The organism is Rhodobacteraceae bacterium LMO-JJ12 (assembly GCA_021555075.1).
Lineage (GTDB): Bacteria > Pseudomonadota > Alphaproteobacteria > Rhodobacterales > Rhodobacteraceae > JAKGBX01.
The window spans coordinates 571,550-594,086 of the sequence record JAKGBX010000002.1 but is presented as its reverse complement, the minus strand read 5'-3'; the positions used below and the strand labels follow the sequence as shown (position 1 = coordinate 594,086).

Genomic DNA, 22,537 nt, shown 5'->3' with positions numbered 1-22,537 from the left:
ATCTTTCCTGAAATACTCTTGCCGGAGACTTCCAAACCCCTCAGCCGCACCCCACGGCCATGATTTGGGCCGCGCCTTAAGAGTCGCCGATACCGGTTGGCTTGCTGACTGACCGGCTTAGCGGCAGCACCCCCGGCTCCCCTTCCGGCGCAATCTCTTCAAAATCGAAATTGTCGAGTTTGGCAGCCCGTTTACCCGCCCGCTCCGCCGCCGTGCCGATCCCTTCGAGATCCTTGCGCGCCTGGTTGAAATGCGTGTCCAGCTTTTGCACCCGTTCGACTACCAATTCCACATCCCGGTGCAAATGCCGCAACATGGTACGGATAGCGCCCGCCTGTTCGCGCATCCGCGCATCCTTCAGGATCGCCCGCATCGTGTTCAACGTCGCCATGCAAGTGGTCGGCGACACAATCCAGACCCTTGCCGCAAACCCCTCACGCACCAGTTCAGGGAAATTGGCGTGCAACTCGGCATAGACCGCCTCTGACGGCAGAAACATCAACGCGCCGTCGGCGGTCTCGCCATCAAGAATGTATTTGTCCGAAATCGCCTTGATATGGGTCTTCACCGAGATCCGCATCGCCTGTTTTGCCCGGTTCAATTGTTCCGGCGTTTCGGCATTGCGCAGCGCCTCATAGGCCTCCAGCGGAAATTTCGCGTCGATCACGATCGGCCCCGGCGGGTTGGGCAAATGGATCAGACAATCCGCCCGCCTGCCATTCGATAGCGTCGCTTGCCAAGCATAGGCATCCGATGGCAGCGCCTTGGAGACAATATCCTTGAGCTGGATTTCCCCAAACGCGCCCCGCGTCTGCTTATTGCTCAAAATATCCTGAAGGCTAAGAACATCGCCACTAAGCTTGGTGATATTCTCCTGCGCCTTGTCGATGGTTTGCAACCTTTGTTGCAATTCACCCAACGATTTCGCCGTGCGTTGCGCGCTGCCATGCAGGTTCTCCTGCATCTTTCCGCTGACATCGGCCAGACGCTTTTCCATCAACTGCAGCATTGCACCTTGCGATGCTGCCTGCGCCTCGCTCACATGGGTAAGCCCGCCCGCAAGCTGCTGCTGCCCATCGCTCAACCCCTGCACGCGCGCAGCCAATGAACTGATCTGATACACCAGCGGTTCGGTTGCCCGTGCGCTGCGCCCCACCGCCCTTACTGCGACGATCAACATGATCAATATCAACAGCAAGAGCGCACCGCCCGCAATTGCGGCCATTTCCACTTCGCTCAAAACCCGCCCGCCGATCTCGATCATGTCCGCCCGAACAGCCTCTCGATATCGCTCAGCTTCAGCTCCACATAGGTCGGTCGCCCGTGGTTGCATTGCCCCGAATGCGGCGTTGCTTCCATTTCGCGCAACAACGCGTTCATTTCCTCGCCCCTCATCCGCCGCCCCGACCGGATCGACCCATGACACGCCACCCGGCTCAAAATCGCCTCAATCCGTGCCTGCACGCTCAGGCTTTCACCCAGATCGTCCAACTCATCAAGAATATCACGCAGCATCGCATCCGCGTTCACCTCGCCCAAAATCGCCGGGGTTTCGCGCACTGCCAAGGCTCCGCCGCCAAACGGTTCGATCACCAACCCCAGCCGCGCCAACTCATCGCCCAGCTCCATCAGCCGCGCGCAATCCCCCTCGCTCAACTCGACGATCTCGGGGATCAGCAGAGCCTGCGCCGCCACGCCATTCTCCGCCATCTGACGCTTCAGCTTTTCATAAACCAGCCGCTCATGCGCCGCATGCTGATCGACAATCACAATCCCGCTCTCAGTCTGGGCAATGATGTAATTCTCATGCACCTGCGCGCGCGCCGCGCCCAGCGGCAGCGCCTCGGCCTGGGGTGCTTCGTCCTCAACCAAAGGTTCAATCCGCGCACTCATCGCCTCGGCAAACCCCGGCGCATCCATCTGCGGCGCCTGCATCTGATACGCCATGCTCAGCGCCGGTTTTGACGCGCGATCCATTTGATAAACCCGCCCCGGCCCCATCGGCTCGGGTCGCATCGCGCCCAAAGTTGCCCCCGCCACGGTGGTTGAGGCACGATGCCCCGCATCGGCCAATGCATGACGCAGCGCACTCACCAACAACCCGCGCGCCAATCCCGGCTCACGAAACCGCACTTCGGATTTCGCGGGGTGCACGTTCACATCCACCAAATGCGGATCGCAATTGATGAACAACGCCGCCGCCGGATGCCGGTCCCGGCTCAAAAAATCGAAATAGGCCGCCCGCAATGCGCCATAGAGCATCCGATCCTTCACCGGTCGGCCATTAACAAAAAGATACTGCGCCACAGCCGACCCGCGCGAATAAGTCGGCAGCGCGGCATAGCCGGTCAGATGCAGCCCCTCGCGCTCCGCCTCGATCCTGAGAGCATTCTCTGCAAAATCGCGCCCCAGCACCTGCGCCAACCGCCCATGCAACGCGTCAAACAACTCGCCTTGCTCGGCATCAGCGCGAAACGTCACCCGCCCTTCACCCCCGCCCGACACATCGCGCAGGGTAAAACCGACATAGGGCTCGGCCATCGCCAGCCGTTTGACCACATCGCCAATCGCCTGCGCCTCTGCCCGGTCGGTGCGCATGAATTTCAACCGTGCGGGTGTCGCATGAAAAATATCGCGCAGCTCGACAATTGTTCCGCCCGAAAGCGCCGCAGGCTTCACCGCGCCAACCACGCTCCCCGAAACACTCACCTCGGCCCCGTCAAATCCCTTGGCCCGCGTGGTCACACTCAACCGCCCAACCGCCCCAAGACTGGGCAGCGCCTCGCCACGAAACCCGAACGTGTGAATATCGAGCAAATCTGATCCGTCGATCTTCGACGTTGCATGACGCGACAACGCCAGCGGAAGATCGTCTGGCGTCATGCCACAACCATCATCCTGCACCCGGATCAGCGTCTTGCCGCCATCGCCATAAGATACCTCAATACGGCGCGCACCCGCATCAATGGCGTTCTCGACCAACTCTTTCACCGCGCTCGCGGGGCGCTCCAACACCTCACCCGCCGCAATCCGATTGATCGCCGCATCGTCCAACTGACGGATTTGCGGGCGTTTTTCGCTTATTTGGGGGTGTGGCTCTGACATACCGCAATATTTAGCACGTCACGGCGCGATTCGACCACCCGACATTGCAAGACCCACTCGTTTTGCCTGCCTCTTGATGGCACAAAAAAAACCCGGGCGCACGCGGCGCCCGGGTTTGCTTCACGTCCCTCTCACCACGGCTTAGCCGTTGGTGAATTCCGGATAGGCTTCCATGCCCATTTCGCCCATGTCGAGCCCGTTGATCTCGGTCTCTTCATCGACCCGAATGCCCATAGTCACCTTGATGATCATCCACACCACCAACGATGTGATCACGGTGAAGGCACCCACTACGACAATCCCATAGATTTGCGCACCGAACCCGGCATCGCCATTGGTCAGCGGCACGGCGAGCGTGCCCCAGATACCGGCCAAAAGGTGAACCGGAATGGCACCAACCACATCGTCGATCTTCAGCTTGTCAAGGAACGGAACCGCAAAGACCACGATCACGCCACCGATCATACCGATCAGAGTTGCCGCACCCAAAGACGGTGTCAGCGGTTCAGCCGTAATCGAGACCAGACCGGCAAGTGCACCGTTGAGGATCATGGTCAGGTCAGGCTTCTTGTAGAGGATCTGCGTCAGAACCAGAGCGGCAATCGCACCACCGGCAGCAGCCGCATTGGTATTCGAGAAGATACGGCTGATATCAGCCACATCGCCCACGGTGCCCATGGCCAGCTGCGAAGCGCCGTTAAAGCCAAACCAACCGAGCCACAGAATGAACGTGCCAAGCGTTGCCAAGGCAAGGTTCGAACCCGGCATCGGAATGGTTTTGCCATCCTTGTATTTGCCGATCCGCGGTCCAAGCAACAGCGCACCCATCAGAGCCGCCCAGCCACCGACCGAGTGAACAACAGTCGAACCGGCGAAATCCTGGAAGTTAGCCGCATCAAGGAAGCCACCGCCCCATTTCCAGCTGGCTTGCAGCGGATAGATAACCGACGTCAGAACGATCACAAAGATCAGGAACGGCCACAGCTTGATCCGCTCAGCCAAAGTGCCCGAAACGATCGACGCCGTCGTCGCACAGAACATCAACTGAAAGAAGAAATCCGACCCGGTCGAGGCATAACCGATATCATCGGCACCAGCAGCCGTAATTCCGGTCGCTTCAAGCACACCCGGCCCCCAAACACCCGACAGAACGCCGTCGACCATCCAAGTACCCAGCGGGTACATCAGGTTGTAGCCAATCAGGTAGTAAAAGATCGCCGCCAGTGAAAACAGCGTGATGTTCTTGGTCAACTGCGTGGTCACGTTCTTTGAACGCACCAGCCCGGCTTCCAGCATCGAAAACCCGGCCGCCATCCAGAACACCAGAAAGCCACCGATCAGGAACAGGAGCGATGTATAGATGAAGTCGCCATTGATCATCGGCGCATATGTCGCCGCAATCGCGTCAGCCGCTGCAGCCGCCGCATCTTCGCCCCCATCCAGCGCCTCTTGCGCCGCAGCGGATGCCGCATCAAGCGCCTTTTGCTTGATCATCTGATCTGGCGTCATATAGGCCGCTTCGGCCGCTGCCAAAGCCTCGGCTGATGGGCCTTCATCCTGCGCCATGGCCGGCGAAAGCACGCCAAACGCGGTTATAATGGCAAACACCCATGCCATCAGAAATGTTGTTATCCGTTTCATTGGTCTTCCCTTCCGAGCGCAATCAAAGCGCGTCATCATTGATTTCGCCCGTGCGCACGCGCATCGCCTGCGCAATGTCGAGCACAAAAATCTTGCCGTCCCCGATCTTGCCGGTGCGCGCTGTCGTCGCGATGGTTTCGATCACCTGCTCCGCCATCGACGTCGAGACGGCGATTTCCAGCCTGATCTTGGGCACATAATTCACCGCATATTCCGCGCCGCGATAAATCTCGGTATGGCCAGACTGCGCGCCAAACCCCTTGATTTCCGCAACCATCATTCCACGCACGCCGATCCCGGTCAGCGCCTCGCGGACTTCTTCAAGCTTGAAAGGCTTGATTGTCGCTATGATGAGTTTCACCTCAGGTTCCCTTTCGTTGCGCCGGTCAACCCGGCCTAATTTTGCACGTGCAGCAAAACCCAGCTCACGCCCGCGCCGGAAGCAACGCGGGGCCTTTTGAGCGAAATTTCCCCGGGAAACGATGAAATATTATGCGCTATCTCTGAAATGCCTGCGTTTTAGGCAGATCAAATAGCCGGGCAACGCAAGGAAGCTCTCAACTTTTCAAATTCAGGCGTCTATTGTGTGCACAACAACAAGCGCCGAGCAGGGCAATAAATGAGCAATTCAGGTCGCAAGAAACCGCCCCTCGTGGCGGACCGACGGTATCCAAAATCGGGCGCCAAACCCAAGGCGAAGCCCTCGGCTGCCAAATCCAAGGCAAAGCCCAGGGCTAAAACCGCCGGTCGCAAGCCCGCGCGCAAACGCAACTTCCTCGTCGCCTTTGTGCTCGGCGTGTTCGGCCTGATCTTTCGGGTGGTTTGGGGATTTGGCTGGCGCATCGGGCTGATCACCGCTGCCATCATCGGCCTCGCCGTGGGCTACGTCGCCTATAGCTTACCCCCCGTCGACCAGCTCTTTGATGGCCGCTCGCGCGGGTCGGTCACGCTTCTGGATGCCAAGGGCGATGTCTTCGCCTGGCGCGGCGACCAATTCGGCGGTGTCGTTACCGCCGGATCTGCTTCCCCCTATTTGAAAAATGCTATCATCGCGACCGAAGACAGACGTTTCTATTCGCATTTCGGCCTGTCGCCACGTGGCATCGCAAGCGCCGTGCGCATCAACCTCAGCGAGGGACGCGGCCCACTTTCGGGCCATGGTGGCTCGACCTTGACCCAACAGACGGCAAAACTCCTGTGCCTTGGCGTGCCTTACGATTCCAGCAAATGGAAAAACGAGGCCGCTTACGAGGCCGATTGTCGTCGGGGATCACTCGCGCGCAAGATCAAGGAAGCGATCTATTCGATGGCGATGGAGGTTAAATACACCAAGGACGAAATCCTCACCATCTACTTCAACCGTGCCTTTCTGGGGGCGGGCGCGCGTGGCGTCGAAGCCGCCTCACAGCGCTATTTCGGAAAATCCGCCGCACAGGTCTCGGCCTCCGAGGCCGCGATGATCGCCGGCCTACTGGTCGCGCCGACCCGCTACGCCCCGACCAACAACCTCAAACGCTCCCAGGACCGCGCTGAAACTGTGCTCAAGCTGATGCACGAGCAAGGCTATCTGTCCGACGCCGAGCACGCAAAAGCGGTGGCCAATCCGGCACAACTCTCCGAAGCCGCCCAGCGCAAGGCCGGCGGCTATTTCGCCGACTGGGTGATGCAGACCGGACCAGAATTCTTCACCCGCGACACCACCGAAGACGTGATCATCCGCACCACCCTTGATCAGCGCATTCAAAACGCCGCAGAAGAGGCGATGCGCACCATCTTCGAAGCCAAGGTCAAGGATGGTTCCGAGGCTCAGGCCGCCATTGTCGTGATGTCCTCCGATGGTGCCGTTCGCGCCGTTGTCGGCGGGCGCAAAACCCGCGTCACGGGCGAATTCAACCGCGCCACGATGGCCAAACGGCAAACCGGCTCGGCCTTCAAACCTTTCGTCTATGCCGCCGCGCTCGATCTTGGCCGCTCTCCGCTCGACATGATCGAAGATGCACCCTATTGCGTCAACGTCCCCGGATCTGGCCAATGGTGTCCCAAAAACTATTCGCGAAACTATCGCGGAATGGTGACGCTGACCGACGCCTTGAAATACTCGCTCAACATCCCGGCAGTAAAACTGGCGCAGGAAGTCGGCCTCGATATCGTGCGCACCGTGGCCGAACAATTCGGCATAGTCTCCGATCTGGCCCAAGGCCCGGCGCTGGCGCTTGGCGCGTCCGAAGCGTCGTTGTTAGAGATGACCGGCGCCTATGCCGGCATTCTGAACGGCGGCAGTTCGGTTACGCCCTATGGCATGACCGAACTGAAACTTCTGGGCAGCGCCGAACCGATCTTTTCTGCCACCTCCGGCATCGGCGAGCGCGTAATCCGCGAGGAATCCGCCGCCCAACTTATCTGGATGATGCGCAAGGTCGTGTCCGAAGGCACCGGCAAACGCGCCAGCCTGCCTGACCGCCCCGTAGCGGGCAAGACGGGCACCTCCCAATCGGCGCGCGACGCATGGTTCCTGGGTTTCTCCGCCGACTACGTTACCGGTGTTTGGATGGGTTATGACGACAATACACCGCTCTCCGGCGTCACAGGCTCAGGACTGCCCGCCGAGATCTGGCACGAAACAATGGTTCGGGTGCATGCCGACCTGCCGGTCCGTCCCCTGCCCATGCGCGAACCGATCGCGCCAACACTACCTGTTCCCGAACAAACCCAACAAGACCAAGGCCAGCGCACCAGCACCGGGATTGAACGTGCTCTTGATGAAGTTCTGGGCTACGAAAACCGCTGATTTGCCGACAGCGGGCCAGGTCGAGGCGGGCTTCCGCCTCAGTTCATGCTTTTCAGATCGCGGATCAACGCGTCGATATCGCCGCGCCGCTTGTCAAGCATCGCTCCGATTTCGGTCCGCTCGGTCAACAGCATGTTCACACCTTCGATGAAAATGTTGAAGAACTTGCTTCTCCCCGACCGGTCGGAAATCAGGAATGTGACCTCAAAGGGCGATTCACCGCGCAGATGGGCGATTGTCTTGACCTCAAAGAAGGATTTCACCTTCTTGGCCTTTTGCACTTCAATCTTGCCGCCGATGAATTCGCGGAACCGCTTGCCGTATTTGCGGCTGACATAAACCTGAAACGCCTTTGTGAAGGCATTGATCTGCGCCGACGAAGCCCGCCGCGCATCCGCTCCCAACGCATAGCGCGCGATGGTCGGCACGTCGGAATAGCGCACAAAAATCTGCTCAAACTGCGAAATCTTCTGTGCTTCAGAACTCGACGCACCGATCACCTTGTTGATATCGGCGACAATCGCATCGACCAATTGCTTGGCGCCATCCGCGCTCAGCGCCATGGCAGGTCCGGCCACAGCCGTCATCGCGATGCCCGAAAGCATTCCCAGAAGGGCGCTGCGGCGTGAAGGTCTATTCTGCGTAAGGATCGGCATAAGGGTCACCATATGGGTCATCGTAGGGATCGACATAAGAACTATCACCATCCGATCCAAGCTCGAACCGGCGATTCTGCAGGTATATTATCCTTGATTGGGCATAACTGTCCGCACTTTCGTAGAGAATCGAATCGATCGTGTCGGAATAGCGGCCGCGACTGCCCACCTTCGACAGCACCTTCACACCCGTGCCGTAATATTTCTCCGGCTTGGGCAGAACAAAACCGAGCGGGTCGATAACGAAATCCACCGCTTTGCCGACTGCGGCGCGCTCCGTCGACGGACCAAACAGAGGCAATTCGACATAGGCACCTTCCGGCACCCCCCAGACATGCAGCGTCTCTCCGAAATCGGTTTCCACTGCGTCAATGCCCACTTCGCTGGCCGGATCGCCCAGACCACCGATGCCAAAAACCGTGTTGACGAAAAAGCGGAAACTGTTGTGAACCGCTCCGCCAAAATCACCCTGCAACACATTGTTGACCACCATGCCCGGCAGGCTCAGGTTGTCGGCAAAATTCGAAACCGTGTCGGCCACCGGAACGGGCACCACGGTGGTATACCCCTTGCCCGCAGGGCGCAGAAGGCTGCGATCAATCGCGCGGTTGATTTCATGGTTGCGCCGGTTGGTCTCTTCATAAGGGTCGTGAATGCCATCAGGCGCGCCGCCCGGGCCGGGAACACTGCACGCCGAAAGCAATAGCGAAACGGCAAGACCCAAGGCCACACCACACCGCTTGCGCATATGTCCTTGGCGAGAAGGGCAGCAATCAGACAAATTCAATTCCGTCTCAATTCGTGTTTGCGTTTCAATCCGTGCCGATGTTCTCTAAACCTTATCGCATCAGTCTTGAAACAAAAATGGCACGCCGCCTGCATTGTTTCGGCGCTGTTGCATCAGATCACTGCACAAAGCTGGGTGCAACCCGGTTTGACACATAAGAGAAACTTCGTGAGGCGCTGGTCGGGTCTCGGCGTTGGATCAAGCGGATTGAAAACAATCCCTTGCAGGTTTCCGCTTATCGTAGGAAATTGACACGATAGGTTTTAATTTTTCGCCACAAGGCAATATGGGATTCATGAGCAGAAAATCGCCTCCTGTCGACGCTGGCCTGGCCGAGCTTCGCTCTGCGCGCCGGGAAAGCCGTGGCCTGTTCTGGTCCGTTGGTCTCTTTGGCGTGTTCGTCAACCTGCTCATGCTCACCGGGCCGCTCTACATGCTACAGGTCTATGACCGCGTGCTTGGCTCGCGCTCGGTGGCAACGCTGATTGCACTGTCGGGCATCGCGGCCTTCCTGTTTGCCATGTATGGCGTTCTCGAATTCGCCCGCAGCCGGGTGATGGCGCGGGCCGGCGCCCGCTTTCAGGCCCGCCTTGATGGTCGCGTGTTTGATGCTGTGCTGCGCAAATCCGCCGTTCGCGGCTCACAGGAAACCGCCGGAAATCTCGCCGATCTCGAATCGGTACAGCGCCTGATGTCATCGCCCGTTCTTCTGGCCCTGACCGACATTCCCTGGACCCCGGCTTTCATCTTCGCCATTTTCATTTTCCACCCCTGGCTCGGCTATCTCGCCCTTGGTGGCGGGGCGCTCCTGATCATTGTGGCGCTGATCAACCAATCGGTATCACGCACCCCCTTGGAGCGTGCCGGAATGGCCTCTACCGGGTCTGATCGCATGGCGTCGCATCTGCGCGAAGAGGCCGAACTGGTCATGTCTCTGGGCATGCGCGACGCCGCATTCCAGCGCTGGCAGAAAGGCCGCACCTCCGCGCTTGGATCCAGCATTCAAGCCGCGGATCTTCGCGGCTCCTTCACCTCGATGTCCAAGGCACTCCGACTTTTCCTGCAATCGGCAATGCTGGGTGTTGGCGCCTATCTGGTGCTTCAAGGTGAATTGACCCCAGGTGCGATGATTGCCGGCTCGATCCTACTGGGCCGCGCCCTCGCTCCGATCGACATGGCCATCGGCCAATGGCCAATGGTCGAACGCGCACAGCGTGGCTGGTCCGGTCTGGCCCGTCTGCTCACCGAAGTGCCCCCCGCCGCGCCACGCACCGCCCTGCCGAGACCCCGCGCCCTACTCGACGTGCAACAGCTCACAATGGTGCCACCGGGTCAGTCAACGGCCAGCCTGCGGATGCTGAGTTTCCGGCTGGAACCGGGCAAGGCGTTGGGCGTGATCGGCCCCTCTGGTGCCGGAAAATCAACACTGGCGCACGCTCTTACAGGTGTCTGGCGACCAGCGGGCGGCCATGTCCGGCTGGATGGTGCAACGCTCGATCAATATGATCCCACGGTGCTTGGCACCTATATCGGCTATCTGCCCCAGCGGGTGCAGCTGTTTGACGGAACGATCGCAGAAAACATCGCCAGACTCTCGCCCCAGCTTGACGACGCCAAGGTGGTCGAGGCCGCCAAGAAGGCCGATGCCCATGACCTGATCGTAACCTTGCCACAAGGATACGACACGCCGATATCGGTCGCGGGCGGGCAACTCTCTGGCGGGCAGATTCAACGCGTCGGCCTGGCGCGTGCGATGTATGGCGATCCGGTAATTCTGGTGCTGGACGAACCCAATTCCAACCTCGACAATTCCGGCTCCGAGGCGCTCAACGCTGCCATCCGGTCGATGAAAGCCTCTGGAGGATCTGTCATCATCATGGCCCACCGCCCCGCCGCAATTCAGGAATGCGAGATGCTTTTGATGCTGGAAGGCGGTGTGCGCACCGCTTTTGGTCCGCGTGACGAAGTCCTGCGCGAAAGGGTCAAGAACGCCGCTACGATCCAATCTGCCAGCAAACCGGCTGGAATTCGCTGATGACTGCCCCCCAAAACCCCAGTTGGAGCGCCCGCATACCTCTGTTCGTCGGTTTTCTCGGCGTCGCCATTCTCGTTGGTGGTTTCGGCTCATGGGCGACCCTGACCAAGATCGCAGGCGCCATCGTCGCCTCTGGCCGCATCGAAGTCGCTCAAAACCGCCAGGTCGTGCAGCACCCCTATGGCGGCGTTGTGGCCGACATCCTGGTGCAAGAGGGCGATGCCGTCACCGCCGAACAAGTGCTGATCAAGCTCGATCCGGTTGAATGGCAATCAAAGAAGGCTATTCTCGAAAGCGAACTTTTTGAGCTGATGGCCCGGCAGGGGCGACTGATCGCCGAACGCGACGGAACCAGCGAGATCAAATTTCCCGAGGAGCTTCACACACGGGCGGCCACCGATCCCGATGTGCGCGAACTCATGGAAGGCCAGACCAACCTCTTGCGCGCCCGCGACGAAACCATCAGCCGCGAAACAGAACAGCTCTCGCGGCAGCGCGAACAGCTCAACAACCAGATCGAAGGCATCGACGCCCAGGCGGCGGCGATGGAAATTCAGCGCAACCTCATCGCCGAGGAACTCGCCTCGCAACAGGCACTGCTCGACAAGGGGCTGGCGCAGGCCTCTCGCGTCTTGGCGCTTCAGCGCGAGCAAGCCCGGCTGGCCGGCTCGGTTGGCGAATTGATTGCGCGCAAGGCGCAAACCAATACCCGCATCACCGAAATCGAAATCGAAATTCTCAAACTCACCACGCACCGTCGCGAAGAGGCGATTACCCAGTTGCGCGACCTGCGTCAGCGCGAGCTTGCCTTGATGGAAGAGCGTCGCGCACTCGATGAACGGCTCAACCGCCTCGATATTACCGCGCCAGTCTCTGGCATCGTCTATGATCTCGCAGTATTTGCCCGCCGCTCAGTGATAAGCCCGGCCCAGCCGCTCCTGTTTCTTGTGCCGCAGGATCGCCCGCTCGTCATCGCCGCTCAGGTCGACCCGATCCATATCGACATGGTCTATGTCGGTCAGGAGGTCACCTTGCGTTTCCCGGCGTTCGATCAACGCAATTCGCCCGACGTTTTTGGCCGTGTCACCAAGGTGTCCGCCGATGCGTTTTCCGATAAGGTCACCGGCGCCACCTTCTATCGCGCCGAGATCGTTCTCGATGAAGGCCAGACTGATCGCTTGCCCGAAGGGGCGGTCTTGCTCCCCGGTATGCCCGTCGACAGCTTTATTCGCACAGATGACCGCACACCGCTGGCCTATCTTCTACGCCCACTCACCAGCTATTTCTCCAAAGCCTTCCGCGAAAGCTGACGGCTTGAACGCCGCATCACTCGCCGGCGCCGCCCCTATATCCCAAAGCGTCTTGCACTAGATCTCAGGCACAGATTTGATGCAAAAGGCATTAGCGTCTGTGCGATTCGAACCCTGCCCAAGGAGCCTCCCATGTCAAAGATCGAAACCCGCCTTGCCGAACTTGGCGTCACCCTTCCCGACGCCCCCGCCCCGGCGGCCAATTACGTCCCCTTCGTTCAGGTTGGCGATCTGGTTTTCGTCTCGGGCCAGATATCCATGCAGGATGGCGCGCTGATCACCGGCAAGGTCGGCGCCGATCTTGATACGGCAGCCGGCGCCGCAGCGGCAAAGACCTGCGCCATTGGCCTTCTGGCCCAACTCAAGGCGGCCTGCGGCGGCGATATCGACCGCTTGGTGCGTGTGGTCAAACTCACCGGTTTCGTCAATTCGACGCCTGATTTCACCGAACAGCCCAAGGTCATCAACGGTTGCTCCGATTTCCTGGTTGAAGCGCTGGGTGACGCCGGTCGTCATTCTCGCTCGGCGGTTTCGGCAGGCGCGCTTCCGCTCGGTGTCGCCGTCGAAATCGAAGCCATCTTTCAGATCCGGTAGACCGCCCCATGCCCGCGCTCGATCCCGCTTTTCTGACCCGCCCTCTTGCCCATCGGGCCTTGCATGACGTTTCGGCGGGCCGTCCTGAAAACTCGCGCGCCGCATTTCGCGCCGCCATTGCGGCGGGCTATGGTATCGAATTCGACGTTCAGCTCTCGCTCGATGGTCAGGCGATGGTGTTTCACGACTACGATCTCGCCCGCCTCACGTCCGAACGTGGCCCGATCCGTCAACACACCACCGCCGCACTGGCCCAGATCCCCCTCCTCGGGGGCGATGGTGAAACCGTGCCCACCCTGCAAGAGATGCTCGCGCTGGTCGATGGCGCAACTCCCTTGCTCATCGAAATCAAGGATCAGGATGGCGCCATGGGCCCCAATGTCGGCCCGCTGGAATACGCCACCGCCGAAGCTCTGAAATCCTATCGCGGACCGGTGGCGGTGATGTCATTCAATCCGCACGCAGTCGCAGCATTCGAACGGCTTCTGCCGGGTGTTGCCCGCGGGCTCGTCACCTGTGCCTACAACCCGCTCGACTGGCCGCTTCTGCCCCCGGCTACCTGCGATCATCTGCGCACAATCCCCGATTACGAATCGGTCGGCGCCAGCTTCGTCTCCCATAACGTCATCGACCTGCACAATCCCCGGCTCTCGGAACTGCGCACTGTCGGCGCCCCTATCCTTTGCTGGACCGTGACATCAGCCGAAATCGAGGCCGAGGCGCGCAAGGTCGTCGACAACATCACCTTTGAGGCCTACCTCGCAGCATTGTAAGAATGTTCTCAACGGCCTTGCCCCCACGCAACCCAACCCCGATATTCCACCAATGGACGGTGAAACTCCCATAGAAATCCAACTGCACGCGTCGATTTCCGACATCGGGCGCGCCGATTGGGATGCCTGCGCCTGCCCCGAGACTACAGCGGGCGGCGCCCCTGCCGATCCTTTTACCACCTATCGCTTTCTGGCCGCACTCGAACAGAGCGGCTCGGTCGGCCCCGGCACCGGCTGGCAGCCGCGCTATCTTACCGCCCATCTCGGGACCGAGATCATCGCCTGCGCCCCGCTCTATGCCAAATCCCACAGCCAGGGCGAATACATCTTCGACCACAACTGGGCGCATGCCTTCGAGCGCGCGGGTGGGCAATACTACCCCAAATTCCAGATCGCCGTGCCCTTCACCCCTGCCACCGGACGCCGCCTATTGGTTAAACCGGGGTTTGAGACTACCGGGCGGTCTGCCCTGATCCAAGGCGCGGTCGAAATCGCCGCCAACAATGAGATCAGCTCGCTCCACATCACCTTCTGCACCGAGGAAGAGGCACAGGCAGGCCTGGAAATGGGCCTGCTGCACCGCACCACTCAACAATTTCACTGGGAAAACGCCGCTTATCCCGATTTCGAGGGCTTCCTTGCTTCCCTTTCCTCGCGCAAACGCAAGAACATCCGCCGCGAACGCGCCCAGGCCCAAGATTTCGGTGGCCAAATCGTCTCCCTTACCGGAAATGCCATCAAGCCCGAACATTGGGACGCCTTCTGGCGCTTTTATCAAGACACCGGCAGCCGCAAATGGGGCACGCCCTATCTCACGCGCGCGTTTTTCGATATTGCCCACGAAACCCTGCGCGATGACATCCTGATGGTTCTTGCTGAACGCGATGGCGCCTTCGTCGCCGGCGCGCTCAATTTCATTGGCCGCGATACGCTTTATGGCCGCTACTGGGGCTGCACCGAGCATCACCCCTGCCTGCATTTCGAACTGTGCTATTATCAGGCCATCGACTTCGCCATTACCCATGGCCTCTCACGTGTCGAAGCCGGGGCACAGGGCGAACACAAACTGGCGCGCGGATATCTGCCCACAACCTGCCACGCGCTGCACTGGATCGCAGATCCGGGTTTCGCCGGGGCAGTTTCGCACTATCTTGAGGCAGAGCGCGACGCCGTTGCGGAAGAAATCGAGGTGCTCACCGCCTACGGCCCCTTCCGCAAGACTCCTGAGGAGGATCACGATTGAACGAACTTTTATCCGATACCGCCCGCGAAAGCCTGCTTCCGCCGTTGTTTCAAACCGGTTGGGAAATGGCCAAAGGCCGCGATGCGCTGGTCAAGACCTTCACATTCGACGATTTCACCGAAGCGTTCGGCTGGATGACCCGCGCCGCGATCTGGGCCGAGAAATGGAATCACCACCCGGAATGGCGCAATGTCTACAACCGGATCGAAGTGACGCTCACCACCCATGACGCCGACGGCCTCAGCGCGCTCGACGCCAAACTCGCCCGCAAACTCGACAGCCTTTGAACCGGCCCCCCGAAACGGAAAGGGGCGACGTCGCAGACATGCGACACCGCCCCTTTTATCTTTCTTAAAATACTCATTTTCTGGCATCTCGGCGAACGCCAAACCACGGCAACGCGCTCAGATTGCCAAGTTTTTCAGAGTTGATCCAAAAGCGTCTCGCCTGCGCTCAATTCACAGACCCCGGCCTGCTCCTCAACATTAAGCTGGCGCACAACCCCATCCTCAACATACATCGCATATCGTTTTGAGCGCCCGAAAAGCCCGGCAGCCGCCAGATCAAAATCCATGCCCATCGCCTTGGTGAACGCGCCCGACGCATCGCCCAACATCGCAATCCCTGAGTCCGTCGCGCCCATCTGTTTGTCCCAGGCGCCCATGGTAAACGCGTCATTCACCGACACACAGACCACATCATCCACGCCCTTATCGCCAAACGCCTCACGGGTGCGCATGAAACTCGGCAAGTGCGCACTGGTGCACGTCCCCGAAAACGCCGCCGGCAGACCAAACAGCACAACCTTGCGCCCTTTGGTCAACGCCCCGACTTCCACCGCCTCAGGCCCCTTGTCGCCCATCTTGAACAGAGTCCCCTCCGGCAGCCGGTCTCCAATTGAAATCGCCATGTCAATTCTCCTATCCGCGTTGCGCTTTATCGCACCAAGGTTATAGGTTCGCGGCGCAGAGGCAATGCGAAAGAGAGATCATGGCTCACATCGTCGTAATAGGAGCAGGCCAGGCAGGCGCATCGCTCAGTGCAAAACTGCGCAATCTCGGCTTTGATGGGCAAATCACCCTGATCGGCTCCGAACCATCGCCGCCCTATCAACGCCCACCCCTGTCCAAAGCCTACCTTCTGGGCGATATGGCACTCGAACGGCTCTATCTGCGCCCCGAAAGCTTTTATGCCGAGTCTGATATCACCCTGCGCCTGTCCACCCAAGTTGACGCCATCAATTGCGCTGCGCAGACGCTCACCATCGAGAGCGAAACGATGTCTTATGACATGCTCGCGCTCACCACTGGTTCCACCCCTCGCCGCCTGCCAGCCGCAATCGGCGGCGCGCTTGACGGTGTTTTCACCGTGCGCACGCTCAACGATGTCGATGCGATGGCACCGAAATTTGCCGATGGCGCACATGTGCTGATCGTCGGTGGCGGCTATATCGGCCTCGAAGCCGCCGCCGTGGCTGCCAAAAAGGGGCTGAAAGTCACGCTGGTTGAGATGGCCGATCGCATCCTGCAAAGGGTCGCCGCCCCGGAAACCTCTGATTATTTCCGTGCGCTGCACACATCTCACGGCGTTAACATCCTCGAAGGCATCGGCCTTGACCGGCTCATCGGCGACACCCGTGTCACCGGTGCGCGCCTGTCCGATGGCACCACGCTTGACGTGGATTTCGCCATCGTCGGCGTCGGTATCATGCCCGAAACCGGGCTGGCCGAAGCCGCCGGGCTCACCCTCGACAATGGCATCAAAACCGACGCTCAGGGGCGCACCTCCGATCCCCATATTTGGGCCGCAGGCGATTGCGCCTCTTTCCCCTATCGCGGCGCGCGCATCCGGCTCGAAAGCGTTCCCAATGCCATTGATCAGGCCGAATGCGTTGCCGAAAACATGCTCGGGACGGGCAAGGATTATATCGCAAAACCGTGGTTTTGGTCGGATCAATACGACGTGAAACTACAGATTGCGGGACTCAACGCGGGCTACACCCACGTCATCACCCGCCCCGGTGACAAACCGAGCAGCACGTCCTTCTGGTATTACGCAGGTGATACACTTCTGGCGGTAGACGCCATGAACGACGCGCGCGCCTACATGATCGGCAAACGCCTTATCGAGGCGGGCAAAACCCCCGATCCCGCCGCCGTCGCCGATCCCGCAACCGACCTGAAATCACTGCTATGAAGAACACAAACTCAGCGCGCGTGATCGCACACGCCATATGCCCGCCATGCGTATAATCGGCGGCGACTTTCGCGGTCGCGCTCTGGCTTCGGTGGGCAAGGGCGACTCCGGTGCACATCTCAGACCCACCACCGACCGGGTGCGCGAAAGCCTCTTCAACGTGCTCATGGGCGGGCGCTTTGGTGATCCCATAACAGACGCGCGCGTGCTCGATCTTTTTGCTGGCACCGGCGCGCTCGGGCTCGAAGCTTTGTCGCGCGGTGCCTCGCACGTTACCTTTGTCGACGACGGGCGCAAAGCCACCACCCTGATCCGCCAGAACATCGAAATTTGCCGCGCCGGGGCGCAAACCGCTCTGATCAAACGCGACGCACGCAAACTCGCGCCCTGCCCATCGGCCCCCTATGATCTGATCTTCCTCGATCCGCCCTACGCTAAGGGTCTGGGCGAATCCGCACTATCTGCCGCGCTCGCTGGCGATTGGATCGCGCCGGGCGCTCTGATCGTCTGGGAGGAAAGCGCCGCCATCATCCCCCCTGACGGTATCACGCCGCTCGACACGCGCCGTTACGGCGACACCAGTATTTCGCTATTGCGCGCCAACGCAGGCTAACGCAAAGGCGCCGCAAACCACACGGTCAGCAACGCGCAGAGCTTCGCAATTGCAGAATTTGCATCCCGATCGCCACGGCGGGCCCGATCCCCAAAGCAAAGAGAACCGTGCCGAGGCCAAGCGTTCCACCCAGCGCCCAACCGATTGCAACCACGCTCAGTTCAAGAAACATCCGCACAAGCGCGATAGGTTGATGCGTGACGGCCTGAAGCCCTGTCATAAGACCATCTCTCGGTCCCGGCCCGAGGTTCGCAACCAGATATATCGCCCCGCCAAAGCCGGTCACGAACACGCCAAGCAGAGCCAACAGCGCATTCACACCATAGCTCTCAAACGTCGGCATGAAGGGCAGCACATATTCCAACACCAACGCAACAACGACCGCATTGAGGATCGTGCCCATACCCGGTGACTGTCTAAGGGGTATCCACAGCAACAGCACAGATACGCTGATGACAAAAGTTGCGAATCCAAGGCTCCACCCCGTGATATTGGTCACGCCTTGCGCAAACACGGTCCAGGGACTCACCCCGACGCTGGCCGTGACCAACATGGCCTCTCCCAGACCAAACATCACCAACCCCAGAATGAGAAACGCAAGCGACGCCAATGGCGGCTTCATCGTGAACGCCCGTGGCGAACTCCACCAGAGTTTGGGAACCGTCGTGACCGAAAGAAAACTCAAATCGGCCCCCCTCAACAAGCGCCAGTTTCCCATTCAAACATTTCGCGAAAACCTGCTTCACCGGTTCTCGCGAAATGCCGTCGCAGTGCCGATCTCGATAGTGTTACGCAAAAGGCCCGCTCATTGTCGTATCATCCCCAGGTCGGGTGGAACTTGCCCGCCGGTGACAGGGTGAAAATTTCAAACCCATCTGCCGTCACACCAATCGAGTGCTCAAACTGCGCACTCAGAGTCTTGTCACGGGTCACAGCGGTCCAGTCATCGCCCAGAACCTTGGTTTCCGGGCGGCCCAAATTGACCATCGGCTCAATGGTGAAAAACATACCCTCTTCCAATACAGAGCCACTCTGCGCGCGCCCGTAATGCAGCACATTGGGCGGCGCATGAAACACCCGCCCCAATCCATGCCCGCAGAAATCACGCACCACACTCATCCGGTGGCCTTCTACAAAACTCTGGATCGCAAAACCTATATCGCCAAAGGTATTTCCCGGCTTTACCGCCTCGATCCCCTTGAACAAGGCATCATGCGTCACTTCAATCAGCCTCTCTGCCTTGCGAGACAACTTCCCTGCCACATACATCCGGCTGGTATCACCAAACCACCCATCAACGATCACGGTCACGTCGATGTTCAGGATGTCACCATCCTTCAGCTTCTTGTCACCCGGAATACCATGGCACACCACATGGTTCACGCTGATACAGCTGGCGTGCTTATACCCTTTATATCCAATCGTGGCCGATTTCGCGCCCGCGTCATTGACCTTTTGCTCAATGATCCGGTCAATCTCACCGGTGGTCTGACCGACAAAAACATGCTCTGCAATCTCGTCCAGAATGCGCGCCGCCAATGCGCCCGCCTTGTGCATCCCTGCAAAATCCGCAGCCTCGTGGATGCGGATACCTTCGCGCGTCATGCGCCCCCTATGCGTCTCGTTCACAGGCCCTGCTTTCTTGCCGAAATTTAATATCATGGCCCCTGTTTAGGCCAGTTCCAAGCGGAGGGCCAGATGTTGCAGATCACGATCCGCCCTTGCCCCGCGCCCGCGCCCACCCTTAGGCTCATTTCACAGATCCATTTCCTTATCAGGAGCAGATCCATGCGCATCTTGATCGTTGCTTTCGCCCTATGCCTTGCCATTCCCGCCCAATCCAACGCCGATGCCTGCCGCGATGAAATCGCCGCATTGTTCGACGGTGGGCCGCTCGATCCCTATCAGCGACCGTCCCATCGCCACGAAAAACAGGTATTCGACGCCTCCGACACCCCGACACACACTTTCGCGTCAATCGTGCAAACCCCGCTGCGCACCATTTCCGGCATCAAAGGCGGCGACATGACGCTGGCGATAGACGACGACACCTGGACCGGCCCCTCCCCCGACGGCCCTTGGACACCGTCGCAAAACAACATGCCCAAAAACCGCGAACCTTGGCACCGCGCAATGCAGGCCCAGCAGGCCGCGAACCTTACCAATACCGCCTGCCCCGGCATCGTCAATTTCGAGGGCACTCAATGGCTCTCCTACCGCTACAGCACCAAGACCGATCCAAACCCCGACATGAACAACGCCTTCTTTGGCTCCACTGATACCGTCTATATCGCGCCTGACACGATGCAGGTAATGCGTCTGGAACAGACCGGGCTGTTCTCCTCCTGGCTGCCCGAACCAGGAAAAGACACCTACGTGACCTCCTTTACCTACGATCCCGCCATAACGATCACGGCCCCCCAATAGGCCCACCGCGCGCCACATACACCCATTCAAACCTCTGCTATCCTTACGCCGATCCCCCGATAGCAGACCAAGGAGCCGCCCCCATGTCCCCCGATTTCCTGACCCATATTCGCGACACCCTCGGTCAGATCGAGGCCGACGGCCTGATGAAGGTTGAACGCGCCCTCACCTCGCCCCAGGGCGCTCATATCGACGTGGCCGGGCGCGACATGCTCAACCTCTGCGCCAACAACTATCTCGGCCTTGCCGACAATCCCGCCCTGATCACGGCGGCGAAACAGGCGCTTGATGCTGATGGCTTTGGCATGGCCTCAGTGCGCTTCATTTGCGGCACCCACGATCTGCACCGCGCGCTGGAAACCCGCCTCGCCGCCTTCCTTGAAAAAGACGACGCGATCCTTTTCGCCGCCTGTTTCGATGCCAATGGCGGGCTGTTCGAACCATTGCTCGGCCCCGAAGATGCGATCATCTCGGATGCACTTAACCACGCCTCGATTATCGATGGCGTACGTCTCAGCAAGGCACGCCGCTTTCGCTATGCCAATGGCGACATGAGCGATCTGGAAACCCAGCTCAAAGAAGCCCGCACCGGCGGCGCGCGCCACATCATGATCGCCACCGATGGCGTGTTCTCGATGGACGGCACGCTTGCCCCCCTGCCCGAAATCACCGCCCTGGCCGAAAAATACGATGCGCTCGTCATGGTCGATGACTGCCACGCCACCGGCTTCATGGGCCCCAAGGGCCAAGGCACCGGCCACCATTTCGCCGTCGCCGACAAGATCGACATCATCACCGGCACGCTCGGAAAAGCCCTCGGCGGCGCTCTCGGCGGGTTCATCGCCGGGCCGCAACCGGTCATCGACCTCTTGCGTCAGCGCGCCCGCCCCTACCTCTTCTCCAATGCCCTTCCACCAATGATCTGCGCCGCTGGCATTGCCGCGCTTGATCTGGTCGAACAGGGCGACGATCTGCGCCGCCAGCTTTTCGAAAACGCCGCCTATTGGCGCGCAGGGCTGAGCGAGCGCGGCTTCAACCTGCTTCCCGGCGAACACCCGATCATTCCCGTGATGATCGGTGATGCCCGTCTGTCACAAGACATGGCCGCGCGTTTGGGTGAACTCGGCGTCTATGTCGCCGGGTTTTTCTTTCCTGTGGTTCCCAAAGGCACCGCCCGCATCCGCACCCAGATGAACGCCGCCCTCACCCGCGCCGACCTTGACACCGCGCTTGATGCCTTCGCGCAGGCGGGCCGCGTCACCGGAGTTTTGTCATGAGCAATGAAATGAAGGCCCTGCAAAAAGAGGCCCCCGGCACCGGCCTCGTTCTGACCCGCGTGCCAGTCCCCGAAATCGGCCCCGACGACGTGCTGATCAAGATCCACAAGACCGGCATCTGCGGCACCGATGTGCATATCTGGAACTGGGATGACTGGGCCGCACGCACCGTTCCTACGCCGCTGGTCACTGGCCATGAATTCGCCGGCGAGATTGTCGAGTTGGGCCGCGACGTCGAAGGTCTGGAGCTTGGCCAGCGCTGCTCAGGCGAGGGCCATCTGATCGGCAAAACCTCACGCCAGTCGCGCGCCGGAAAATTCCACCTCGACCCACAAACTCGTGGTATCGGCGTGAATGAACAAGGCGCGTTTGCCCAATATCTCAAACTCCCAGCCTTTAATGTTGTGCCGCTACCCGATGCAGTAGACGACGAAATCGGCGCTATCCTCGACCCGCTAGGCAACGCGGTCCATACCGCACTCAGCTTCGATCTCGTGGGCGAGGATGTTCTCATCACCGGCGCTGGCCCGATCGGTATCATGGCCGCCTGTGTGGCGCGCCACGTTGGCGCGCGTCATGTGGTGATCACCGATGTGAACCAGGCCCGCCTCGATCTGGCGGCCTCGGTGGCCGATGTCGTTCCTGTAAATGTTGCCTTGCAAGACTTGCGCGATGTCGAAGGCGCGCTCAGAATGAAGGAAGGCTTCGATGTCGGGCTGGAAATGTCCGGCAATCAGGCCGCGCTCGATCAGATGGTCGACAACATGGTGATGGGGGGGCGTATTGCTCTTCTCGGCATCCCGCCCGGTAAATCCCCGGTCGACTGGTCGACATTCGTATTCAAAGCAATCACCCTCAAGGGCGTCTATGGCCGCGAGATTTTTGAGACCTGGTACAAGATGCTCGCCATGCTGGAAAACGGCCTCAATGTGCGCGGCGTCATCACCCACCGTTTTCCCGCCGACGACTATGCAGAAGGCTTCAAGGCGATGCTTTCGGGCCAAAGCGGCAAGGTTGTGCTTGATTGGAGCTAACGACCGTCAAAACCGCATGCTTGCAACTCGCCAATTCCCCCGCATACTCCAACCGACC

At 59.8% G+C, this 22,537-nt stretch carries 21 protein-coding genes; 12 read left to right on the top strand and 9 right to left on the bottom strand.

Translation table 11 applies throughout. The features are described 5' to 3' along the window. Nucleotides 1-76: 76 nt before the first annotated feature. The 4 genes from rmuC to LZG00_14855 all read right to left on the bottom strand — a co-directional run bounded on the left by rmuC (nucleotide 77) and on the right by LZG00_14855 (nucleotide 5,107). Entirely contained in the window at nucleotides 77-1,264 is a 1,188-nt protein-coding gene (gene rmuC, locus LZG00_14870; GenBank protein MCF3595277.1) for a DNA recombination protein RmuC, read from the bottom strand. After that, nucleotides 1,261-3,105 carry a DNA mismatch repair endonuclease MutL gene (gene mutL, locus LZG00_14865; protein ID MCF3595276.1) on the bottom strand — a complete coding sequence of 615 codons (1,845 nt, stop codon included), beginning with the start codon at nucleotides 3,103-3,105 and terminating at the stop codon, nucleotides 1,261-1,263. The genes rmuC and mutL overlap by 4 nt, the downstream gene beginning before the upstream one ends. A gap of 141 nt (nucleotides 3,106-3,246) precedes the next feature. Next, entirely contained in the window at nucleotides 3,247-4,746 is a 1,500-nt protein-coding gene (locus LZG00_14860; GenBank protein ID MCF3595275.1) for an ammonium transporter, read from the bottom strand. A 22-nt stretch (nucleotides 4,747-4,768) separates the two neighbouring features. Continuing rightward, nucleotides 4,769-5,107 (bottom strand): P-II family nitrogen regulator, encoded by a 339-nt coding sequence (locus tag LZG00_14855; protein MCF3595274.1) that lies wholly within the window; start codon nucleotides 5,105-5,107, stop codon nucleotides 4,769-4,771. Nucleotides 5,108-5,365: 258 nt separating this feature from the next. On the opposite strand from LZG00_14855, the gene LZG00_14850 reads away from it, so the two are divergent. After that, on the top strand, nucleotides 5,366-7,534 hold the full coding sequence (locus LZG00_14850; protein ID MCF3595273.1) for a PBP1A family penicillin-binding protein: 2,169 nt from the start codon (nucleotides 5,366-5,368) through the stop codon (nucleotides 7,532-7,534). 38 nt (nucleotides 7,535-7,572) lie between these two features. Here the strand turns inward: LZG00_14850 and LZG00_14845 are convergent, their stop codons facing one another. Together LZG00_14845 and LZG00_14840 are read right to left on the bottom strand one after the other, a co-directional pair. Continuing rightward, the gene (locus tag LZG00_14845) at nucleotides 7,573-8,190 is read right to left on the bottom strand and encodes an ABC transporter substrate-binding protein (GenBank protein ID MCF3595272.1); all 618 of its coding nucleotides are present in this window, start codon (nucleotides 8,188-8,190) and stop codon (nucleotides 7,573-7,575) included. Further along, a complete protein-coding gene (locus LZG00_14840; protein MCF3595271.1) occupies nucleotides 8,168-8,938 on the bottom strand; it encodes a VacJ family lipoprotein in 771 nt (256 codons plus the stop codon). Before LZG00_14840 ends, LZG00_14845 begins: the two co-directional genes overlap by 23 nt. A gap of 334 nt (nucleotides 8,939-9,272) precedes the next feature. Here LZG00_14840 and LZG00_14835 point away from each other — a divergent pair, with 334 nt between their 5' ends. From LZG00_14835 to LZG00_14810, 6 genes are all read left to right on the top strand, one after another. Further along, nucleotides 9,273-11,012 (top strand): type I secretion system permease/ATPase, encoded by a 1,740-nt coding sequence (locus tag LZG00_14835; protein ID MCF3595270.1) that lies wholly within the window; start codon nucleotides 9,273-9,275, stop codon nucleotides 11,010-11,012. Continuing rightward, complete coding sequence (locus LZG00_14830) at nucleotides 11,012-12,322, top strand: HlyD family type I secretion periplasmic adaptor subunit (GenBank protein MCF3595269.1); 1,311 nt, start codon at nucleotides 11,012-11,014, stop codon at nucleotides 12,320-12,322. Before LZG00_14835 ends, LZG00_14830 begins: the two co-directional genes overlap by 1 nt. A 132-nt stretch (nucleotides 12,323-12,454) precedes the next feature. Continuing rightward, nucleotides 12,455-12,916 carry a RidA family protein gene (locus LZG00_14825; GenBank protein ID MCF3595268.1) on the top strand — a complete coding sequence of 154 codons (462 nt, stop codon included), beginning with the start codon at nucleotides 12,455-12,457 and terminating at the stop codon, nucleotides 12,914-12,916. A gap of 8 nt (nucleotides 12,917-12,924) precedes the next feature. Next, entirely contained in the window at nucleotides 12,925-13,689 is a 765-nt protein-coding gene (locus tag LZG00_14820) for a phosphodiesterase (GenBank protein ID MCF3595267.1), read from the top strand. A gap of 52 nt (nucleotides 13,690-13,741) precedes the next feature. Continuing rightward, on the top strand, nucleotides 13,742-14,932 hold the full coding sequence (locus tag LZG00_14815; protein ID MCF3595266.1) for a GNAT family N-acetyltransferase: 1,191 nt from the start codon (nucleotides 13,742-13,744) through the stop codon (nucleotides 14,930-14,932). Beyond that, the gene (locus tag LZG00_14810) at nucleotides 14,929-15,219 is read left to right on the top strand and encodes a 4a-hydroxytetrahydrobiopterin dehydratase (GenBank protein ID MCF3595265.1); all 291 of its coding nucleotides are present in this window, start codon (nucleotides 14,929-14,931) and stop codon (nucleotides 15,217-15,219) included. Before LZG00_14815 ends, LZG00_14810 begins: the two co-directional genes overlap by 4 nt. A 134-nt stretch (nucleotides 15,220-15,353) precedes the next feature. Here the strand turns inward: LZG00_14810 and LZG00_14805 are convergent, their stop codons facing one another. Next, nucleotides 15,354-15,842: a peroxiredoxin gene (locus LZG00_14805; protein MCF3595264.1), complete on the bottom strand. Its 489-nt coding sequence runs from the start codon at nucleotides 15,840-15,842 to the stop codon at nucleotides 15,354-15,356. 80 nt (nucleotides 15,843-15,922) lie between these two features. On the opposite strand from LZG00_14805, the gene LZG00_14800 reads away from it, so the two are divergent. Both LZG00_14800 and rsmD read left to right on the top strand, forming a co-directional pair. Next, nucleotides 15,923-17,128, top strand: a complete 1,206-nt coding sequence (locus LZG00_14800) for an FAD-dependent oxidoreductase (GenBank protein MCF3595263.1) — start codon at nucleotides 15,923-15,925, stop codon at nucleotides 17,126-17,128. Nucleotides 17,129-17,174: 46 nt separating this feature from the next. Then, complete coding sequence (gene rsmD / locus LZG00_14795) at nucleotides 17,175-17,741, top strand: 16S rRNA (guanine(966)-N(2))-methyltransferase RsmD (GenBank protein MCF3595262.1); 567 nt, start codon at nucleotides 17,175-17,177, stop codon at nucleotides 17,739-17,741. A gap of 25 nt (nucleotides 17,742-17,766) precedes the next feature. On the opposite strand, the gene LZG00_14790 is transcribed toward rsmD, so the two are convergent. Beyond that, a complete protein-coding gene (locus LZG00_14790) occupies nucleotides 17,767-18,426 on the bottom strand; it encodes a hypothetical protein (protein ID MCF3595261.1) in 660 nt (219 codons plus the stop codon). Nucleotides 18,427-18,557: 131 nt separating this feature from the next. Continuing rightward, nucleotides 18,558-19,346, bottom strand: coding sequence for a type I methionyl aminopeptidase (map, locus tag LZG00_14785; GenBank protein ID MCF3595260.1), 789 nt, complete (start codon nucleotides 19,344-19,346; stop codon nucleotides 18,558-18,560). A gap of 183 nt (nucleotides 19,347-19,529) precedes the next feature. Between map and LZG00_14780 the strand changes: the two genes are divergently transcribed. The 3 genes from LZG00_14780 (at nucleotide 19,530) to tdh (ending at nucleotide 22,479) form a co-directional block, all read left to right on the top strand. Further along, the gene (locus LZG00_14780) at nucleotides 19,530-20,168 is read left to right on the top strand and encodes a hypothetical protein (protein ID MCF3595259.1); all 639 of its coding nucleotides are present in this window, start codon (nucleotides 19,530-19,532) and stop codon (nucleotides 20,166-20,168) included. Nucleotides 20,169-20,251: 83 nt separating this feature from the next. Then, nucleotides 20,252-21,445: a glycine C-acetyltransferase gene (locus LZG00_14775; GenBank protein ID MCF3595258.1), complete on the top strand. Its 1,194-nt coding sequence runs from the start codon at nucleotides 20,252-20,254 to the stop codon at nucleotides 21,443-21,445. Further along, nucleotides 21,442-22,479, top strand: coding sequence for an L-threonine 3-dehydrogenase (tdh, locus tag LZG00_14770; protein ID MCF3595257.1), 1,038 nt, complete (start codon nucleotides 21,442-21,444; stop codon nucleotides 22,477-22,479). Before LZG00_14775 ends, tdh begins: the two co-directional genes overlap by 4 nt. Nucleotides 22,480-22,537 lie beyond the last annotated feature (58 nt).

Coding starts and splice junctions, on each gene's coding strand:
- LZG00_14805 (MCF3595264.1), bottom strand. CDS start 15,842: ATGGCGATTTCAATTGGAGACCGGCTGCCGGAGGGGACTCTGTTCAAG.
- LZG00_14840 (MCF3595271.1), bottom strand. CDS start 8,938: ATGCGCAAGCGGTGTGGTGTGGCCTTGGGTCTTGCCGTTTCGCTATTG.
- LZG00_14800 (MCF3595263.1), top strand. CDS start 15,923: ATGGCTCACATCGTCGTAATAGGAGCAGGCCAGGCAGGCGCATCGCTC.
- rsmD (MCF3595262.1), top strand. CDS start 17,175: ATGCGTATAATCGGCGGCGACTTTCGCGGTCGCGCTCTGGCTTCGGTG.
- LZG00_14850 (MCF3595273.1), top strand. CDS start 5,366: ATGAGCAATTCAGGTCGCAAGAAACCGCCCCTCGTGGCGGACCGACGG.
- mutL (MCF3595276.1), bottom strand. CDS start 3,105: ATGTCAGAGCCACACCCCCAAATAAGCGAAAAACGCCCGCAAATCCGT.
- rmuC (MCF3595277.1), bottom strand. CDS start 1,264: ATGATCGAGATCGGCGGGCGGGTTTTGAGCGAAGTGGAAATGGCCGCA.
- LZG00_14845 (MCF3595272.1), bottom strand. CDS start 8,190: ATGCCGATCCTTACGCAGAATAGACCTTCACGCCGCAGCGCCCTTCTG.
- LZG00_14835 (MCF3595270.1), top strand. CDS start 9,273: ATGAGCAGAAAATCGCCTCCTGTCGACGCTGGCCTGGCCGAGCTTCGC.
- map (MCF3595260.1), bottom strand. CDS start 19,346: ATGACGCGCGAAGGTATCCGCATCCACGAGGCTGCGGATTTTGCAGGG.
- tdh (MCF3595257.1), top strand. CDS start 21,442: ATGAGCAATGAAATGAAGGCCCTGCAAAAAGAGGCCCCCGGCACCGGC.
- LZG00_14775 (MCF3595258.1), top strand. CDS start 20,252: ATGTCCCCCGATTTCCTGACCCATATTCGCGACACCCTCGGTCAGATC.
- LZG00_14830 (MCF3595269.1), top strand. CDS start 11,012: ATGACTGCCCCCCAAAACCCCAGTTGGAGCGCCCGCATACCTCTGTTC.
- LZG00_14820 (MCF3595267.1), top strand. CDS start 12,925: ATGCCCGCGCTCGATCCCGCTTTTCTGACCCGCCCTCTTGCCCATCGG.
- LZG00_14860 (MCF3595275.1), bottom strand. CDS start 4,746: ATGAAACGGATAACAACATTTCTGATGGCATGGGTGTTTGCCATTATA.
- LZG00_14780 (MCF3595259.1), top strand. CDS start 19,530: ATGCGCATCTTGATCGTTGCTTTCGCCCTATGCCTTGCCATTCCCGCC.
- LZG00_14815 (MCF3595266.1), top strand. CDS start 13,742: ATGGACGGTGAAACTCCCATAGAAATCCAACTGCACGCGTCGATTTCC.
- LZG00_14825 (MCF3595268.1), top strand. CDS start 12,455: ATGTCAAAGATCGAAACCCGCCTTGCCGAACTTGGCGTCACCCTTCCC.